Source organism: Candidatus Thioglobus sp. (genome assembly GCF_029243085.1).
In the GTDB taxonomy this organism is placed as follows: Bacteria; Pseudomonadota; Gammaproteobacteria; order PS1; family Pseudothioglobaceae; genus Thioglobus_A.
Genome location: NZ_JAQWSS010000105.1, coordinates 1 through 16,176, shown reverse-complemented (window position 1 = coordinate 16,176; position 16,176 = coordinate 1). Strand labels below are relative to the sequence as shown.

The following is a 16,176-nucleotide window of genomic DNA, read 5'->3' as shown; positions in this document are numbered from 1 at the left end:
GCATAATGTCAGATGGGCAGATATCTACACAATGTCCACAACCATCACAACGAGTCATATATACAAAAGTTGGCATATTATTTCCTCTCTTTTTATAAGTTAATTAATTTTAGTAGTGCTTAGGCGCTTCACGCTTAATACCTAGACCCATATTCTTAGGCGCATCTTTAAGAAGCTCCATTGAGTGTCTGTTTTGCTGCCACTCACTATCTCTTGTCTCATGCGGTAAGTTTTCATTTGTACCGTTAGCTTTGATAACGCGCTTATTGTAAGCTGCAGCAGGCTTAAAGAACATGTGAGAGAACTTAGACCAGTAAACTCCACCAAATAATGATGCTGTAGATAAAATTACAAAAGCAAACCATACGCCTGTACCGCCACCAGTGTATGACCAGCCGATTGCTGTTACTGATGTCGCCATTAATGATAATGAGAACATATCTTTTCTAAGTGTAACGCTTGTCCAAGGAACACCTTCAGCTTGTCCGTCTACTTTAAAAGAGAACCAGAACCAGAATGTACCGATAAACAACAAGATTGCGCCTGCGTTCCATACTTGAGCTAATGTAGCAGTTTCTGCTTCACCATAGATGATCATAGCTGTAGCGGCATTAAACAGAATAAATCCATACATTGTTAAGATGTGAACTAATCGACGAACAGGATTGGCGAATTCACCAGCTGTAGCTACGTCTGTTACTATTGTGCTAACTAAAATGCCTGCTTTATCACCAGCGCTTAATTGAGTTAATCTACCTTCTTCATTACCAACTGTACACGGACTGTCGCCTGCTGCCAATTGTGCTTCAGCTTTTGCAGCAGCATTATCAAAATACGTCTTACTTCCTTTATGGATTAAGTCTGCAATTGTCATAACTACCACTAGGGCAATCATAACCGTTACATACATTTGCATATCTGCATATGTATAGCCCGCTTCTATTAATGAAGCGATTGGTGTTGTATCGAAATTGATCATAGTTTCATCCTCCTTAGGTTAAATCAATTACTTCTGTTATGCCAATTTTTCAATTGGCGCTTCTTCTTGTCTTCTTCTATACCAACGTATTTTACGTTCGTCAAAATCAAACTATTATACTTACTATATTTTGTACGTTCTATATAAACATAATGATTTTATAGAGATATCGCAATATATCTCTTTGGTGATATTAAAAAAATATCAGAAATTATGTTTATGCAGGTTGTTATTTGGCAGAGTGTCCACTTAACTTAACTTCAACCTTATCCTCTTCCTTTATAGTTGCGTAGTATGCTTGTAATACCTTAGCCACTTCTGGACGTGAGAATTCTTGTGGAAGATCTTCACCTTCTGAAAGCATCTTACGGACTTTAGAGCCTGATAAAAGAACACGGTCTTTAGCCTCATGTGGGCAAGTTTTCATTGATGACATACCGCCACATTCATGACACCAGAAGGTCCAATCAATCTTAAGTGGTTGTGTTATTAATGCATCGTCAGCAATCTCATCAAAGATATTATGTGCATCAAAAGGACCGTAATAATCATCTACACCAGCGTGATCACGACCAACGATCAAGTGTGAACAACCATAGTTTTGTCTAAATAATGCATGTAATAAAGCTTCACGTGGGCCTGCATAACGCATATCAAGTGGGTAACCTGATTGTAGCACTGTATTGTCAACGAAATAATTGTCAATCAATGTTGAGATTGCCTCTGAGCGTACATCAGCCGGAATATCACCAGCTTTAAGACCGCCTAGCACTGAATGAATCATCACACCATCACAAATTTCTACAGCAACTTTTGCTAAGTATTCATGTGAACGATGCATTGGATTACGTGTTTGGAATGCTGCAATCGTTTTCCAACCTTTTTCATCAAAATAGGCACGAGTTTCAGCTGGTGTCATGTACAGGTCGCCAAACTTAGCTGGGAAGCCACCATCTGATAACACTTTAATAGGGCCTGCAAGGTTGTATTTTCCTTGTGCCTTAACCATTACAACGCCCGGATGTGCCTCTTCAGTTGTCTTAAAAACAGTTTCACATTCATGATCTTTGTCAATTGTGTATTTTTCAGTCACAGACATTGTTGCAATGATATCGCCTGATTTACTACTTACAATTGCAATTTCATCACCCGCTTTTACATCTTCGTCATCAGTCGATAATGTTACTGGGATTGGCCAAAATAAACCGTTAGTCATAGTCATATTATCACAAACACCTTGCCAGTCTGCTTTACCCATAAAACCGTCTAACGGGTTAAAGCCACCAATACCTAGCATGACCACATCGCCTTCTTCTCTAGATGAGCAAGTAATTTTTGCTAAAGATTCAGCTCTCGATAATTCTGCTGTTAATGCATCGCCTGACAATGCTAGCGCATTTATCGTGTCACTACCGTGTGGTGGGACTAATTTTGACATAGTACAATCCTATTTATATTTAAAGATAGAAAATTATACCTATGGTGTTTTTTACAAGCTTCTATTGTAGAGATAGTTTTATATATCTCCAAGGATATATAACTTAAAGTTTAATTTTAAAACGCACTCTTTGTGTGCCGTCGTTTGATTTCTCAGCAATCACCTTATCATTTTTTATATCGTAATCTAAGGTTCCACCGCTAAACGAATCAAACCCTTGAGTTAAATGCGCATTACCTTTAAGATGAACCATTTCGGTTTTAATCAGATAGGTGATTTTATTTGCCGTTGCCTCAATAAAACGTGATTGATTTTCCTGATTCTGTTGATAATGTGCACGTTGTTCTTTATTACCCTTTGCAATCACCTTAGTGACAGTCTTTTGGTTGTTATATATTTGGATTTTTTTTGCACTAAGTATCAGCGATCCTTGCATCACTTTGGCATTGCCACTGTAAATACTATGACCTGCTTTTTCATCGATAATAACCGTTTGCGCCTTAACATTAATGGGCTGACCTTTGTCAGTCGATAAAGCAATGGCCATTGCTGGAATGATACTTATGAATAATAATAATTTTCTAATCATAGCGCCCTATCACACCACCATCAAGCTTAATTTTTTGTCTAGCTGCATCATAATGCATGCTCTTTGCACGAATATCGGCAATGCTTGATTGGTAATGAATATCGTCATTAGTTTTGTAAACTTCACGATCATTAGACTGATCAAGTATTAAATTATTAGTTTTGATGATTGAGCCTGAATTTTGTACAATGTTGACTTGGCCCAATAAATGAGTAATCTTTTTGTTCATATCCATATCCATGCCGTCTGCGTAAATTTTATTCTCATTAGATAAATAGGTGGTTTTATCATCTGAATAATAGTGCTTTTTCTTATTTGACTGGTCAATGTAAATATTCCGAGTTAACATTTCTTGGCCACTATTTTGATGAATACGCGCATCGCCTGTTAATTTCATTTTGTTAGTCTTGGTCCTCATATGCATGCCTTCAGAAATGATTTTGGCACTTTCTCCTAAATAAGTTACCTCTTTATGACTAATTAAGTCATCAGTATGAGTATCAATTAAAAGTTCTTGCGTATTCATCTTATGCTTAATACCGTCACTTGAAGATACATCTACTTTGCCTTTAAAACTTACCTCGCCACTATCTAGATAATGAGCACGTTTAGAACTGAGAATGTAATCTTTCTCACCGTGCAGGTTGTAAGTTGTTACTCTTGGATTAATTAATAAAGCTGGGGTATCTTTAAAATTGAAATAACTATCTGCCTCGACAAGGTGAGACAAGACTTGATCGACACCAAACTCCTGAAGTGCGAACTCATCAATCTTTTCTATATAAGCCACTTCCTGAAAGTGTGTTCTACTCTCAGCTGGCACCTCTGTAGCTTTAGTATTGAGTAAGTCAAATGAATAAGACAACCCTTTCATCATAAGCCACATAGTAGCAATAATCACTATAATGAAAATTGTAATTAATAAATTATGTCTTAATTGAAAATTCATGATGTCGCATACAGTTGAAAAAATACAGGGTATTTATGCCATTACGGCTGATAGCCCTATTAACCTAAGTCTAATTGAAAAAATCATTACTCAACATAAAATTAGTATTTTACAATATAGGCGCAAAACCACCAATGACGTCCTTAAGTTAACTGAAGCTAACAAATTACGTCAATTATGCTTACAACATCATACTTTATTTATTGTCAACGATGATATTAACCTAGCGCAAAAAGTCGGTGCCGATGGTGTTCATCTAGGCAGATGTGACAACTCTATACAAACAGCGAGATCTATTTTGGGTGATGACGCTGTGATTGGTGTTAGTTGTTATAACAATATCAGTCTAGCTCAGACTGCACAAACACAAGGAGCAAGCTATGTTGCATTTGGCGCTCTATTTACATCAAACACCAAACCCAATGCTCCAGACTGTGCACTTGAGATTGTGACACAGGCAAAACTTGTTATCGACATTCCTATTGTTGGCATAGGTGGCATAGATTTTAGCAATAAAACCACGGCGTTTTCTGCAGGCTGTGATGCTGTTGCCATGATTAATGCGTTATTTCAATCAGTTGACTAACCGTTGGGCAATATAGAGCGCATTTAATCTCCCCTTTGTGGCTATTTGTTAAAGCCTCTTTGTAAAGTTTTAACTGTTCGGCATACTTTGAGCGTTGTCTTGCAATATACCGTTCGGTCGTTTCTCCAGGTCTTGGCTCGGCTGTCTTGAAATCAACAATCCACAAAGTTCCAGACTCGATAAACAATCGATCGATAACAATGCTTTTATCTTTATAAATGAATTCAGCCTCAACTTCAGTAGACTGACGCTCCTTGAAGAGCCATTTGAAATGAATATCGTTTCGTGTATTAAGCAATAAACGTCTAATATGATTACTCGAAGTATCCATACTATCAAGTGAAAAACCTAATTCGATTAAACGCATACTAATAACATCGAGACTAATATCAAACTCACTAAACTCATAACATTGATGCATAAAAGTGCCTAATAGACTTTTGTAACCCAAATCAACACTCTGATTAAAATCAACCACCTCATGCGCATTATCCACTACGCTTTTCACATTTTGTATGGTTCGATATCGCACTAACGGGGGTGACTCAAGAGCCACATCTACAACATTCAATATTTTGGGTGTTTTATCAAACTGATGATGTAATATTGGTTCGAGCAACTTTAAAAATGTATTGTTACTTGCTTTATTATTACTATTTAACGTGCCAAGTAGAAACAAGTTTGATTTTGCTCGAGTCATGGCAACATACAACAGCCTCATACTTTCAAAATGACCTTGCTGTGATTCTATATGTTGTAAATAACGATAGGTACCACTTGGATTGACGTCTTGATAAGACTTAATTGGTGCCAATAACAATGACTGATCAGAAAACTCCTGCAGACGAATAATAGCAGGCTGATTAGCCCGTGGCGCCCTACCTAATCCAGGAATGATTACCACTTCAAACTCCAAACCTTTAGACTGATGAATGGTCATCAGTTTAATATTACTCGTAATACTTGGCGCGTATAACTCTTCAAGTTGTTGCTCTATGGTACTAATATCAAGTTGACCTAACATCTCACAATCATGAACAACTGCCAAAAATTGGCGCTTAATCATGGTTTGTTTTTCATCTAAAGATTGCTGTGGACACAGCTGCTGGATAACAAATTCAATTCTTTGAACAAAACTAAATCTTGATGTATTTGCAACCACTGCTGAAAACGCCTGACGCAGGGCCTTAACCCTTGGCCTTGCGTCAACTGACAACCCTTCCAACACTTCTGGCAATGCCAGTAAATCAAACATCACGTGATGTTGATATCTAGAAAGCGTTAGGATATCCGGTAAGAGTAAGCCGCACCAGGGCGCTCTAAGAATGGCTAACCAAGCTAATTTATCACTTAAATCCAATAATCCTCTGGTGAGACTAATCAAGTCTTTAGTAAATAATTCATTCTTAAGTGGTGCTGTTTTTAGTGCCTCAAAGGTGACACCTGCAGACTTTAACGCAGGTACGATTTCATTTAAGTGTGAACGATTTCTCACCAATATGGCCACATCCTTGTTTATATTTTGCTGCACTAATTCTGAGACTTGTTGCGCCTCTTGAGTGTAGTCTTTACAAGCAAATGGATAGAATTCAACACCACCCTTCTGACTAGCAGCATTATTAGATACGGAGGAAGAATAGCAAATACTGCCAATTTGTGTATTTTCAACTTGAGGGAAAATTTTAGAAAAGTAAGTGTTGTTAGCCTCTACAATGACTTTATCAGACCTAAAATTGGTTGTTAATTGCAAGAATTTTGGCTTTAAGTGGCTAATCCCTAGCTCTCTTACTTGTAAAAATAAACCCACCTGAGACTGCCTGAACAAATAAATCGATTGCATGGGGTCGCCCACTAAAAACAAAGTCTTAGGTTCGGCCTCTTGCCAATTAGCAATGAGTTTTTCAATCAAGATGAATTGTGTGTTTGAAGTATCCTGAAATTCATCAATTAATAAATGCTGTATTTTATAATCCAAGAACAGGGCTACATCACTTGATTCATGATTGCTCAAAGCTTGGTCTGCATCTAAAGCCACTTGGATAAAATCAGTTGACTGCTGCTCATCAAACAACACAGTTAGTTGTGCTACAGCCACTTTGAGCACTTGGGCAATATTTTCAAGTGCCTGGATTTTGCTTGTATCAAAATCCACGTCTGGCAAAAGGCTAATCTCGCCCAATAACGTTTTTAACTCTGTTTGGCTTGACAACTCTGTCAACACATCAAGCACTACTTTCTTTTGTTGTTTTAATTCTGCAGGAAAACCATTTTTCTTGGTGAGTGTTTTTCGCCATTCACCCTTTCCAGTCAAACACAAATCAGCTAGAATTTTCCAATTTTCTAAATCATCAGACACAGGTCTTGGTAATTGACTAATGCTCGAAATTTCTATCTGGGTATTACCGCCTAATGCACTAAAAAATTCTGGCGTGAAATGCGACTGGGCCAAGATTAATAACTGCTCTAAATGCTGATTGATAATGTTACTTGCGCTATTTTTTAGACTCTTAACATTAAAAACACCCTCAACATATAGCTTATTCAGCCATTGATCACGCTTAGACAACATAAAGGTAACCAACTGGTAGAATCGATTCACATTATTATCCAAATATAGCAAGGTATTTCTCACGCATTGCCCAAACTCATCGGTATCGATACTATTCAGTGTGTGCTTTGCTGCCTGCAAATAGATATTGTCTTGTTGCCAAGTTTGAGTAATAATTTGTTTATTAATCCAGGTATCTTGCTGTGGATAACGACTGGTGATCAAATTAGACAGGCCGTCAATGGTAGAAATCTTAAGTCGCTGAGGCATTTCAATTAATTGCCAATCGTGTTTTGCAGATCTGGACAACACCTCACACGCTAAATCATAGGTAATTTGTTTATGCGCTTGATTCGGTCGCTTACCCCTAGCCGACTTTAATGCATCGATTACTCTGGCTTTAAGCTCACTGACTGCTTTTTTAGTAAACGTCATTGCCAGTACACTCTCTGGCGAGTCACTGACTGACAGCAACTTTAAGTAACGCTGAGTTAATAGTTCTGTCTTTCCAGATCCTGCAGGTGCTTGAATTAAGAAAGAGCTTGACGTGTCTAATGCCTGGAGTCGTTGTGCCTGATCATCCATACTCAAAGTTTAGTCAATAGTTTACATAGAGTCTGGCGCGCTAACACCCAGAACGTTTAACCCGTTAACAATCACTTGTTTTACGGCCTGCACAAGTGACAATCTAGTACATCGTAACACATCATCTTCAACTAAAAATTCACTATTATTGTAATAACTATGAAACTCCCCAGCTAGATCTCGTAAATAATAAGCCAATATATGTGGCTCGTAATTTACTGCACTAGTTTGCAATATATCCTTGTAACGATTCAACTCCTTAACTAAAGAGGCTTCAATATTACTGGTTAGCAACGACAAATCGGCTTCAACTATAGGCATATTTTTTGCTTGTTTTAACACTGAGAAAATTCGAGCATGCGCATACTGAATATAGAAAACTGGATTTTCATTAGTCTTAGATTTTGCTAAATCCAAATCAAAGTCCATATGTTGCTCAGATTTTCTCAATACATAGAAAAAACGTGCCGCATCATTGCCTACTTCATGACGCAGCTCTTCAAGCGTGACAAATGATCCGCTTCTAGTTGACATGGCAACTTTCTCACCACTGCGATACAAATTAGCAAATTGCACTAATAAAATTTCCAGCTTCTCCGGGTTATGCCCTAAAGCACTAATCGAAGCCTTAACTCGAGCAATATAACCATGATGATCCGAACCCCAAATATTAATAACTTTGTCATAACCCCGATTAAATTTTTCAAGATGATAAGCAATATCTGAAGCAAAATAGGTGTGCATGCCATTGTCTCTAACCACTACACGATCCAAGTCATCACCAAAGTCTGTGGTTTTAAACCACAAAGCACCCTCTTTCTCGTAAATATGCCCTGATTTCTGTAGCGCCTTAACCGTCTTTTCAGACAACCCAGAGTCCACTAAAGATTGTTCTGAAAACCATTGCTGGTATTCAATACCAAATTCTGACAAATCAATTTTAATACCGCTCAAAATACTATCGATAGCTAGCTTAAAAATTTTCTGATAATCTGACCCTAATACACGTTTGCAATTAGCAATAAGCTCATCAATATGTTTTTCTTTGTCGCCGCCATCTTTTTCATCTTTACAGACATCTTGAGCAATATCATACCGCTCAACATTAGACACTTGTTTTGCTATATCAAAAATATAATCGCCTTTATAGCCATTATCAGGGAATACCGTTACCTCACAATATCGTAAATAAACCGAAGTAGCCAAAATGTCCATTTGGCGACCAGCATCATTGACATAATATTCATTATCAACCTCAAAACCAATAGCGCGCAACAGATTAGACACGGTTGCACCGTATGCAGCGCCCCTGCCATGTCCTACATGCAAAGGTCCCGTTGGATTAGCAGAAACAAATTCTAATAAAATTCTCTGGCCTTTGCCAAACTCAGACAAACCAAACTGATCACCTTTGGCGAGAATATCGCCAAGCACCTGATTGTTTGAACCTTGCGACATAAAAAAGTTAATAAACCCAGGGCCAGCAACTTCAACTCTTTCAATCTCAGTTGCATCAGTTAATTTTTCAACAATCTTTTGTGCTAAATCTTTAGGAGCACACCTTGCTTGTTTAGATAACACCATAGCAACATTTGAGGCAAAATCACCTTGAGACTTGTCCTTAGAGTGGTCGATACGAATATTATCCGGCACACTCTCTAGAATGCCCTCGCTAATTAACGCTTGTAATGCTTGAATTAATAATTCCTGTAATTCTTGTTTCATATCAAATTTCTTTTTATTTTTTTAATTAGTGTGCTTGTTGCCAAGAATGACCAATCCCAACATCAGCCTTCAAAGGGACGTCTAAAACATAAGCATCCTCCATCAAGGCTTGTATTTTATCGGCAAACACATCAGCTTTATCAGCTTTCACTTCAAATACCAGTTCATCATGTACCTGCATAATCATCATTATGTCGGCATTATCTTTACCTATCCATTGCATTACATCTAGCATGGCTAACTTGATAATATCAGCACTCGTGCCTTGCATTGGTGCGTTAATGGCTGTTCTTAATGCATGTTGTTGTAACATTTTGTTTTTTGCGTTAATTTGTGGCAAATATAATCTTCTGCCCATTACCGTTTCTACATAACCTTGTATTTTGGCGGACTCCCTTGTCTCTTCCATATAATCCGCAACACCGGAGTAGTTTTCAAAATAGGCTTCTATATAGGTCTTTGCCTCGGTACGAGATATATCAATTTGCTTGGCCAGTCCAAAAGCACTCATGCCATAAATTAAACCAAAGTTAATTGCCTTGGCCCGACGTCTTTGCTCTTTGGTGACTTCATCGGTAGTTACATTAAATATGGTAGCTGCTGTTGCACTATGAACATCCTGATCTTTTTTAAATGCTTGTAACAACCGCTCATCTTGGGAAATGTGCGCCATAATTCTCAACTCAATCTGGGAATAATCTGCCGCAATAATAACATAACCTTCACTAGCAACAAAAGCGCTACGAATGCGCGCACCCTGTTCAGAACGAATAGGAATATTTTGTAAATTTGGATTAGATGAAGATAAACGCCCGGTTGCAGTAACCGCCTGATGATAAGATGTATGTAAGCGCTGAGTATTAAAATCGATTTGCTTAGGGAGCGCCTCTAAATAGGTTGAGTTAAGCTTGGTTAGTGTTCGATAGCTTAAAATTAAATCGACTAAAGGGTGGTCCAATAATTTTAATGCTTCCTCGTTAGTTGAAGGTGCACCTTTTGGCGTTTTCTTTTTAGGCTCCAAGCCTAGCCCCTCTTCGGAAAACAAGATTTGTTGAATCTGTTTAGGAGATTCTAAATTAAACGCCTTGCCAGCCAAATCGTAAGCTTGTGCTTGCAGACTGTCCATTTGTGTTTTGACATCCAGTTGTTGAACGCCGAGCAACTGAGCATCCAACTCTACACCATTGCGTTCCATGCGCATTAATACCTTAATCATCGGCAATTCAACGCGCTGATATAGCTTAACTAGTTTTGGATATTGCGCAATTTGATCATCTAGTACTTTATTTAGTAGATCGGTAACAATGACATCTTCACAAGCATAAGGACTAGCCACCTCTAATGACACTTGATTGAAGGTAATTTGTTTTTTACCTTTTCCAGCAACATCAGAAAATGAAATGGTCTGATGATTCAAATAATATTCTGATAAATCATCCATGTTATGGCGTGTGGCCACTGAATTCAACACATATGACTTTACCATCGTATCATCTGCTATTGCATTTAGATCAATATGATAATTAGCCAAAATATGTGCATCGTATTTAAGGTTTTGACCTACTTTGCCAATATCATTATCTTCCAAAATTGGTTTAAGCTCTGTCATGACTTGATCAAAATCAAGCTGTTTTGGCGCATCTAAATAGTCATGCGCAACAGGCACATAAAAACTATCTTTATCAATTAAAAATACCCAGCCAACTATCTGCGCATTCATATAATCAAGGGAATTTGTTTCCAGATCAAACACAAAGCTTGAGCACTTTTTTAAACGCTCAATCATGTTGGAAAAAGTTATTGTGTCTAATACTGTGGTTTGTATATATTCCTGAGTTAAGCTCTGTGCACTAGCAACCTCAGGTTCAGAATTGTTACTTTGAATAGTGTTATCTATATTGACTAAAGGTGTTTCACCTATATCGCCTAATTGCCTACGCCACATAGCAAAACCATATTGTTGATACAAACCCGCAAGCTTAACATTATCTTGTCCTGGCTCGTTCTCCAAGATGTTACAAGGTAAATCAACATCAAATTTTAAGCTAACAAGACTATGTGACAAATCTAGTAGTTCGAAATTGTCGCGTAACTTTTCACCTACTTTACCCTTGATTTCATGAGCATTATCCTTAATGCCATCAATACCTTGATACAATTGCAGCCATTTAATCGCTGTTTTGGGTCCAACACTAGGCACCCCTGGAATATTATCAGCGCTATCACCAGTGAGTGCCAACAGATCCAAAATCTTCTCTGGCTCTACACCCATTTTTTCAATCACTCCATGGCGGTCGTAGACGCAACCCTTCATATCGAGTTGGGACACATTGTCGCTCACTAATTGCATCAGATCTTTATCACCACTAGCAATCATAGTTTTGATGTTATTTTGATCTGCACACAAACTCAAGGTAGCAATAACATCATCCGCTTCTACCCCAGGCACACAAATAAAATGAAAGCCCATCGCTTGAATAATTTCATGCAACGGCTCAATTTGAATAACCAAGTCATCGTCTGCGGGTTTTCTGTGCGCCTTATATTGTGGATAAATTTCATGACGAAAATTTTTACCCTTGGCATCAAAAATAGCAATTAATTTTGCTTCGGGAAATTGATTTTGTAAACGTTTAATTGCGTTAATTACGCCAAATATAGCGCCCGTTGGAAAGCCATCCTGATTGCTTAGATTTTGTTTTAACGTAGAGAAATAAGATCGGAATAAAAACGCCGAGCCATCGAGTAAGATTAACTTGTGTGACATGAGTGTGATTTTACCAATTTTTAATCACTACTTAAGTTGTAAAATAACATTACTTTAATCATTATCAGACCCATGTCAGAAACGCTCGTCCATGTTGATCAAGTTAGTTTAAGCTATCATGGCAAAAGTGTTCTTGATCAAGTAAGCTTTGAACTTAAGGCAGGCGAATTTATCACACTTATTGGTCCGAATGGCGCAGGAAAAAGCTCGCTCATCAAGATTCTATTAGGTCTTATTAAACCAGATTCTGGTAGCGTGACAAAATTAGATAACATACGCTTAGGCTACACACCTCAAAAATTTATTCCCAATGAATTTATTCCGATTTCAGTATTGGGATTTTTAAAGCTTAACCAAAAGATTGATGATGATTTTTTATACAGCACCGCGCAATTGACCAGTATTGAATCAATCTTAAATAATGAGTTAAAAAACTTATCTGGCGGAGAAATGCAGCGTGTTTTGCTGGCTCGCGCCTTATTAGCAAAGCCCAATGTACTGATTTTAGATGAGCCTGCTCAAAATCTTGATGTGAATGGTCAAATGCATCTATATAAACTCATTCAAGATATTCACCAGACTCAAGGTTGTGCTGTGTTAATGGTTTCGCATGATTTACATCGAGTCATGAGAGAATCGACCCAAGTACTCTGTTTATATCATCATATTTGCTGCATGGGCCAACCAGAATCAATTTTAAAAGATTCTCAATTTAATGATTTATTTGCTGATCAAATGGACGATCTTATGGCAACTTATGAACATCATCATAATCATTGCCATGAAGACTAGTTAGCGCTTATTGCGCAAACATTCTGGCAGAATTCTGTTGCAAAAAGCTACCTTTAGACACTTCGACTAACAAATCCCAACGACCTTTCAATGGCAATATAACTTCTACTTGATAAGTGCCGTCGGCAGTTTTTTTCATAGGTAGCGAAAAATCGTGTTTCATCTCCAATGGTCGATAAAAATAGGCGGTTGCGTCAGCCTTGTTTAATCGTTTTTCTTGTTTGGTGCTAATCGCCTGATAAGTTTGCTCAACACCATGAGTTACAACTTCTGGCAGCTTTAATTCGAGTTTCCAACCTTGTTGTTGTAGTTTTTGACGTTTTTCTAGTGTTTGCCCATAACGCTCTCCCGTTTCGTAAGCGTCTTCAACCACCATACCAGGATGCGTTTCAAGTGCGGTCATAATGCGCCAGATTGTAGCGCCAACCAGCATCAGAAACAACACTAGCATTAACATCATAATTGGTGATTTTTGTACGCTCATTGCACACTCCCTGGGGTAAAGAATTGGGTGTCATATTCTAATGTAGATTGATCGCTTTTAACCACAAAATTTACTTCGTTTTTCTTGCCAACATTTGCCTCATAGGCAGAAAGATAAACAAAAATAGATTTAACATTTCCAGTTGGAATTGTTACAGCATCTAGCGTTCTGTTAGACTTAAGATCTTGGATTTGACTTTCAAAGGTAATATTAACTCGCATATCTTTATCCGTCTTATTCATTACTTTTAATTCATATTTGTTACGGATAGAGCCATCTGAAAGTTTAACAAATAACGGCTGTCTGTCGTGTAAGACTTTCAGATCCATTGGCGCAAGCGTACTCATTCCATATACTAATGTTGATACTGCAGCCAATATGATAGCGCTATAAACAATCACTCTTGGGCGCTTGTATAAAGCTTTAGGCTCTTGTTTGAATTCTAACTCGGCTAAAGACGTGTAGCGAATTAACCCCTTGGGTTTACCGACTTTTTCCATCACTGAATCACACGCATCGATACATAGGCCACAAGTAATACAGCCATATTCTTGGCCCTTGCGAATATCTACACCAGTCGGACAAACAGCAACACACTGATTACAATCGATACAGTCACCATTATCCTCAACATAGACGCCTTTTTTCAACTTTCCACGGCTTTCACCACGATAATGATCATAGGTAGGGAGTATGGTTTGTTCATCAACCATCGCACCTTGAATGCGTGAATAAGGACAAATCCACAAACAAGTTTGTTCACGCATAAATCCTGCAAATACATACGCACCAAGCGCAATTGCGCCAGTGATAGCAATTGTGGTTATACTAACGTTGCCAGAAAAATAGTCCGCCCACGTCACATTAAAATACAACATCCAAGTAACACCTGACAATAAAGCGATTACAATCCATAAAAAATGCTTAATTATCTTAAGCTTAAACTTGGCAATACCCATTGACGCCTGCTCAAGCTTGCGACGCTGCATTGGTGCGCCTTCAATCCATTGCTCAATCTGAGTGAAAATATCAGTCCAGACGGTTTGGAAACATACATAGCCGCAAAAAACCCTGCCTAAGACAGTAGTAACAGCAGCTAGAAGAATGGCTAGAAACAACAAAATAACTGTTAACAACCAAATATCTTGAGGAAATATTGTAATATCAAATAAATGATATTGACGATTATCCATATCAAACAATATGGCTTGTTTATCGTTCCAAGTCAGATAAGGGCCGATGAAAAAAGGCGTCCAAAATAACATTGATATCCATTTAATATCTCTAAATCGGCCACCCATGCGTTTGGCGTGTACTGTCTTTTCACCGAGATTTTGAATCCACTGCTCACCTTCATCGTATAAATTTTCCAATTCAATTTTCTTGCTAGGCATAGGTTTTAATATAAAAAAGCATAAAGTATTTTATCATATGTCGTTTGTTGCATATGATTAGCAATTAGGCTGAAGCCTGTGGACTAAATTAAAAAACCTACTCTGATATAATATAGCTTTTTTTATTAGTACACCATCATGAAAGACATTATCGAAGCCGCTTTTGAAGATAGAGCAAACATCAACCCTCAAACAGTCACGCCGGAAGTAAAACAAGCTGTAAATGAAGCCATTCGTATGCTTGATTCTGGTGAAGCTCGGGTTGCAGAGCAACATGGTATTGGCGATTGGACAGTTAACGAATGGTTAAAAAAAGCGGTACTATTATCTTTTAGAATTGAAGATAATGTGCCGATGCAAGGTGGCTTCACTCAATACTACGATAAGGTTCCTTCAAAATTTGCTGACATGTCGGCAGAGGAGCTAAAAGCAACTGGCGTTCGTGTTGTACCGCCAGCAAGCGCTAGACGAGGCTCATATATTGCTAAAGACACGGTACTAATGCCTTCTTACGTGAATATCGGCGCTTATGTTGATTCTGGCAGTATGGTAGATACGTGGGCGACAGTTGGCTCATGTGCACAAATTGGCAAGAATGTTCATCTATCGGGTGGCGTTGGTATTGGCGGTGTATTAGAGCCTTTACAAGCTAGCCCAACTATTATTGAAGACAACTGTTTCATTGGTGCACGTTCAGAAGTAGTGGAAGGTGTTATTGTTGAAGAGGGTTCTGTTATTTCAATGGGTGTTTATATTGGCCAATCAACTAAAATATTTAATCGTGAAACTGGTGAAGTTTCTTACGGACGCATTCCAGCAGGCTCTGTTGTTGTATCGGGCAACTTGCCATCTAAAGACGGAACTTACTCACTTTACTGTGCGGTTATCGTCAAACAAGTAGATGCCAAGACTCGCTCTAAAACAAGTATTAATGAGTTACTAAGAGGAATTTAATCTTTCTTTGAACCAAAAAAAACCCGCCTTTCGGCGGGTTTTTTTTTGGTATTTATGTATTACTACTTACGCGTAAACAATGCATAGATAACAGCAACTGCTGCTAAGCCCACTAAGCCATGCGAACCAAGACTAGCAACAATACCCGTTATAGTGCCGATTACATCGCCACCAATAAATGGTACGCCCGCTGCGCCTGTACCGAAGATCACTTGAACCACAATGGCTAAAGCAATTAAAGCCATTCCGGCTTCAGTTAGTTTTTTGATTGTACCGATAACAGTATCAAACATAGTTTCCCCTCTTTAGTTATATTAATAATCCGACATCTTTATCGAATTAGTAACAATTTAGAAGATTTTATCAACTAAGTCAAGCTTTTTTTT

Annotated in this window: 14 protein-coding genes; 3 read left to right on the top strand and 11 right to left on the bottom strand. The window is 38.1% G+C overall.

Annotated features, from left to right (window positions below):
* The 5 genes from P8M52_RS06040 to lptC form a co-directional block, all read right to left on the bottom strand.
* On the bottom strand, window positions 1-76 hold a 76-nt coding region (locus P8M52_RS06040; protein ID WP_300308787.1), incomplete at its 3' end, for a 4Fe-4S binding protein.
* A 33-nt stretch (window positions 77-109) separates the two neighbouring features.
* Window positions 110-979 carry an adenylylsulfate reductase gene (locus tag P8M52_RS06035; RefSeq protein ID WP_300308784.1) on the bottom strand — a complete coding sequence of 290 codons (870 nt, stop codon included), beginning with the start codon at window positions 977-979 and terminating at the stop codon, window positions 110-112.
* 229 nt (window positions 980-1,208) lie between these two features.
* A complete protein-coding gene (gene sat, locus P8M52_RS06030; protein WP_300308781.1) occupies window positions 1,209-2,417 on the bottom strand; it encodes a sulfate adenylyltransferase in 1,209 nt (402 codons plus the stop codon).
* Between the two features lie 103 nt (window positions 2,418-2,520).
* Window positions 2,521-3,006: a lipopolysaccharide transport periplasmic protein LptA gene (lptA, locus tag P8M52_RS06025; protein WP_300308778.1), complete on the bottom strand. Its 486-nt coding sequence runs from the start codon at window positions 3,004-3,006 to the stop codon at window positions 2,521-2,523.
* The gene (gene lptC / locus P8M52_RS06020; protein ID WP_300308775.1) at window positions 2,999-3,955 is read right to left on the bottom strand and encodes an LPS export ABC transporter periplasmic protein LptC; all 957 of its coding nucleotides are present in this window, start codon (window positions 3,953-3,955) and stop codon (window positions 2,999-3,001) included. The genes lptA and lptC overlap by 8 nt, the downstream gene beginning before the upstream one ends.
* Between lptC and thiE the strand changes: the two genes are divergently transcribed.
* On the top strand, window positions 3,954-4,541 hold the full coding sequence (gene thiE, locus P8M52_RS06015; protein ID WP_300308772.1) for a thiamine phosphate synthase: 588 nt from the start codon (window positions 3,954-3,956) through the stop codon (window positions 4,539-4,541). The two genes, lptC and thiE, sit on opposite strands and share 2 nt — an antisense overlap.
* On the opposite strand, the gene P8M52_RS06010 is transcribed toward thiE, so the two are convergent.
* From P8M52_RS06010 to polA, 3 genes are read right to left on the bottom strand one after another with little or no spacing between them, the layout of a single operon-like run.
* Window positions 4,513-7,674, bottom strand: a complete 3,162-nt coding sequence (locus P8M52_RS06010; protein ID WP_300308769.1) for a UvrD-helicase domain-containing protein — start codon at window positions 7,672-7,674, stop codon at window positions 4,513-4,515. The two genes, thiE and P8M52_RS06010, sit on opposite strands and share 29 nt — an antisense overlap.
* 21 nt (window positions 7,675-7,695) lie before the next feature.
* Window positions 7,696-9,399 (bottom strand): arginine--tRNA ligase, encoded by a 1,704-nt coding sequence (gene argS, locus P8M52_RS06005; protein ID WP_300308766.1) that lies wholly within the window; start codon window positions 9,397-9,399, stop codon window positions 7,696-7,698.
* A gap of 25 nt (window positions 9,400-9,424) precedes the next feature.
* Window positions 9,425-12,166 carry a DNA polymerase I gene (gene polA, locus P8M52_RS06000; RefSeq protein ID WP_300308763.1) on the bottom strand — a complete coding sequence of 914 codons (2,742 nt, stop codon included), beginning with the start codon at window positions 12,164-12,166 and terminating at the stop codon, window positions 9,425-9,427.
* Window positions 12,167-12,238: 72 nt separating this feature from the next.
* On the opposite strand from polA, the gene P8M52_RS05995 reads away from it, so the two are divergent.
* Window positions 12,239-12,958: a metal ABC transporter ATP-binding protein gene (locus P8M52_RS05995; protein WP_300308760.1), complete on the top strand. Its 720-nt coding sequence runs from the start codon at window positions 12,239-12,241 to the stop codon at window positions 12,956-12,958.
* A gap of 7 nt (window positions 12,959-12,965) precedes the next feature.
* On the opposite strand, the gene P8M52_RS05990 is transcribed toward P8M52_RS05995, so the two are convergent.
* Together P8M52_RS05990 and ccoG are read right to left on the bottom strand one after the other, a co-directional pair.
* Window positions 12,966-13,442 (bottom strand): FixH family protein, encoded by a 477-nt coding sequence (locus P8M52_RS05990; protein WP_300308757.1) that lies wholly within the window; start codon window positions 13,440-13,442, stop codon window positions 12,966-12,968.
* Window positions 13,439-14,836, bottom strand: a complete 1,398-nt coding sequence (ccoG, locus tag P8M52_RS05985; RefSeq protein ID WP_300308754.1) for a cytochrome c oxidase accessory protein CcoG — start codon at window positions 14,834-14,836, stop codon at window positions 13,439-13,441. The genes P8M52_RS05990 and ccoG overlap by 4 nt, the downstream gene beginning before the upstream one ends.
* A gap of 138 nt (window positions 14,837-14,974) precedes the next feature.
* On the opposite strand from ccoG, the gene dapD reads away from it, so the two are divergent.
* On the top strand, window positions 14,975-15,790 hold the full coding sequence (dapD, locus tag P8M52_RS05980) for a 2,3,4,5-tetrahydropyridine-2,6-dicarboxylate N-succinyltransferase (protein ID WP_300308751.1): 816 nt from the start codon (window positions 14,975-14,977) through the stop codon (window positions 15,788-15,790).
* A gap of 62 nt (window positions 15,791-15,852) precedes the next feature.
* On the opposite strand, the gene P8M52_RS05975 is transcribed toward dapD, so the two are convergent.
* Window positions 15,853-16,083: a hypothetical protein gene (locus P8M52_RS05975; RefSeq protein ID WP_300308748.1), complete on the bottom strand. Its 231-nt coding sequence runs from the start codon at window positions 16,081-16,083 to the stop codon at window positions 15,853-15,855.
* Window positions 16,084-16,176: the final 93 nt, after the last annotated feature.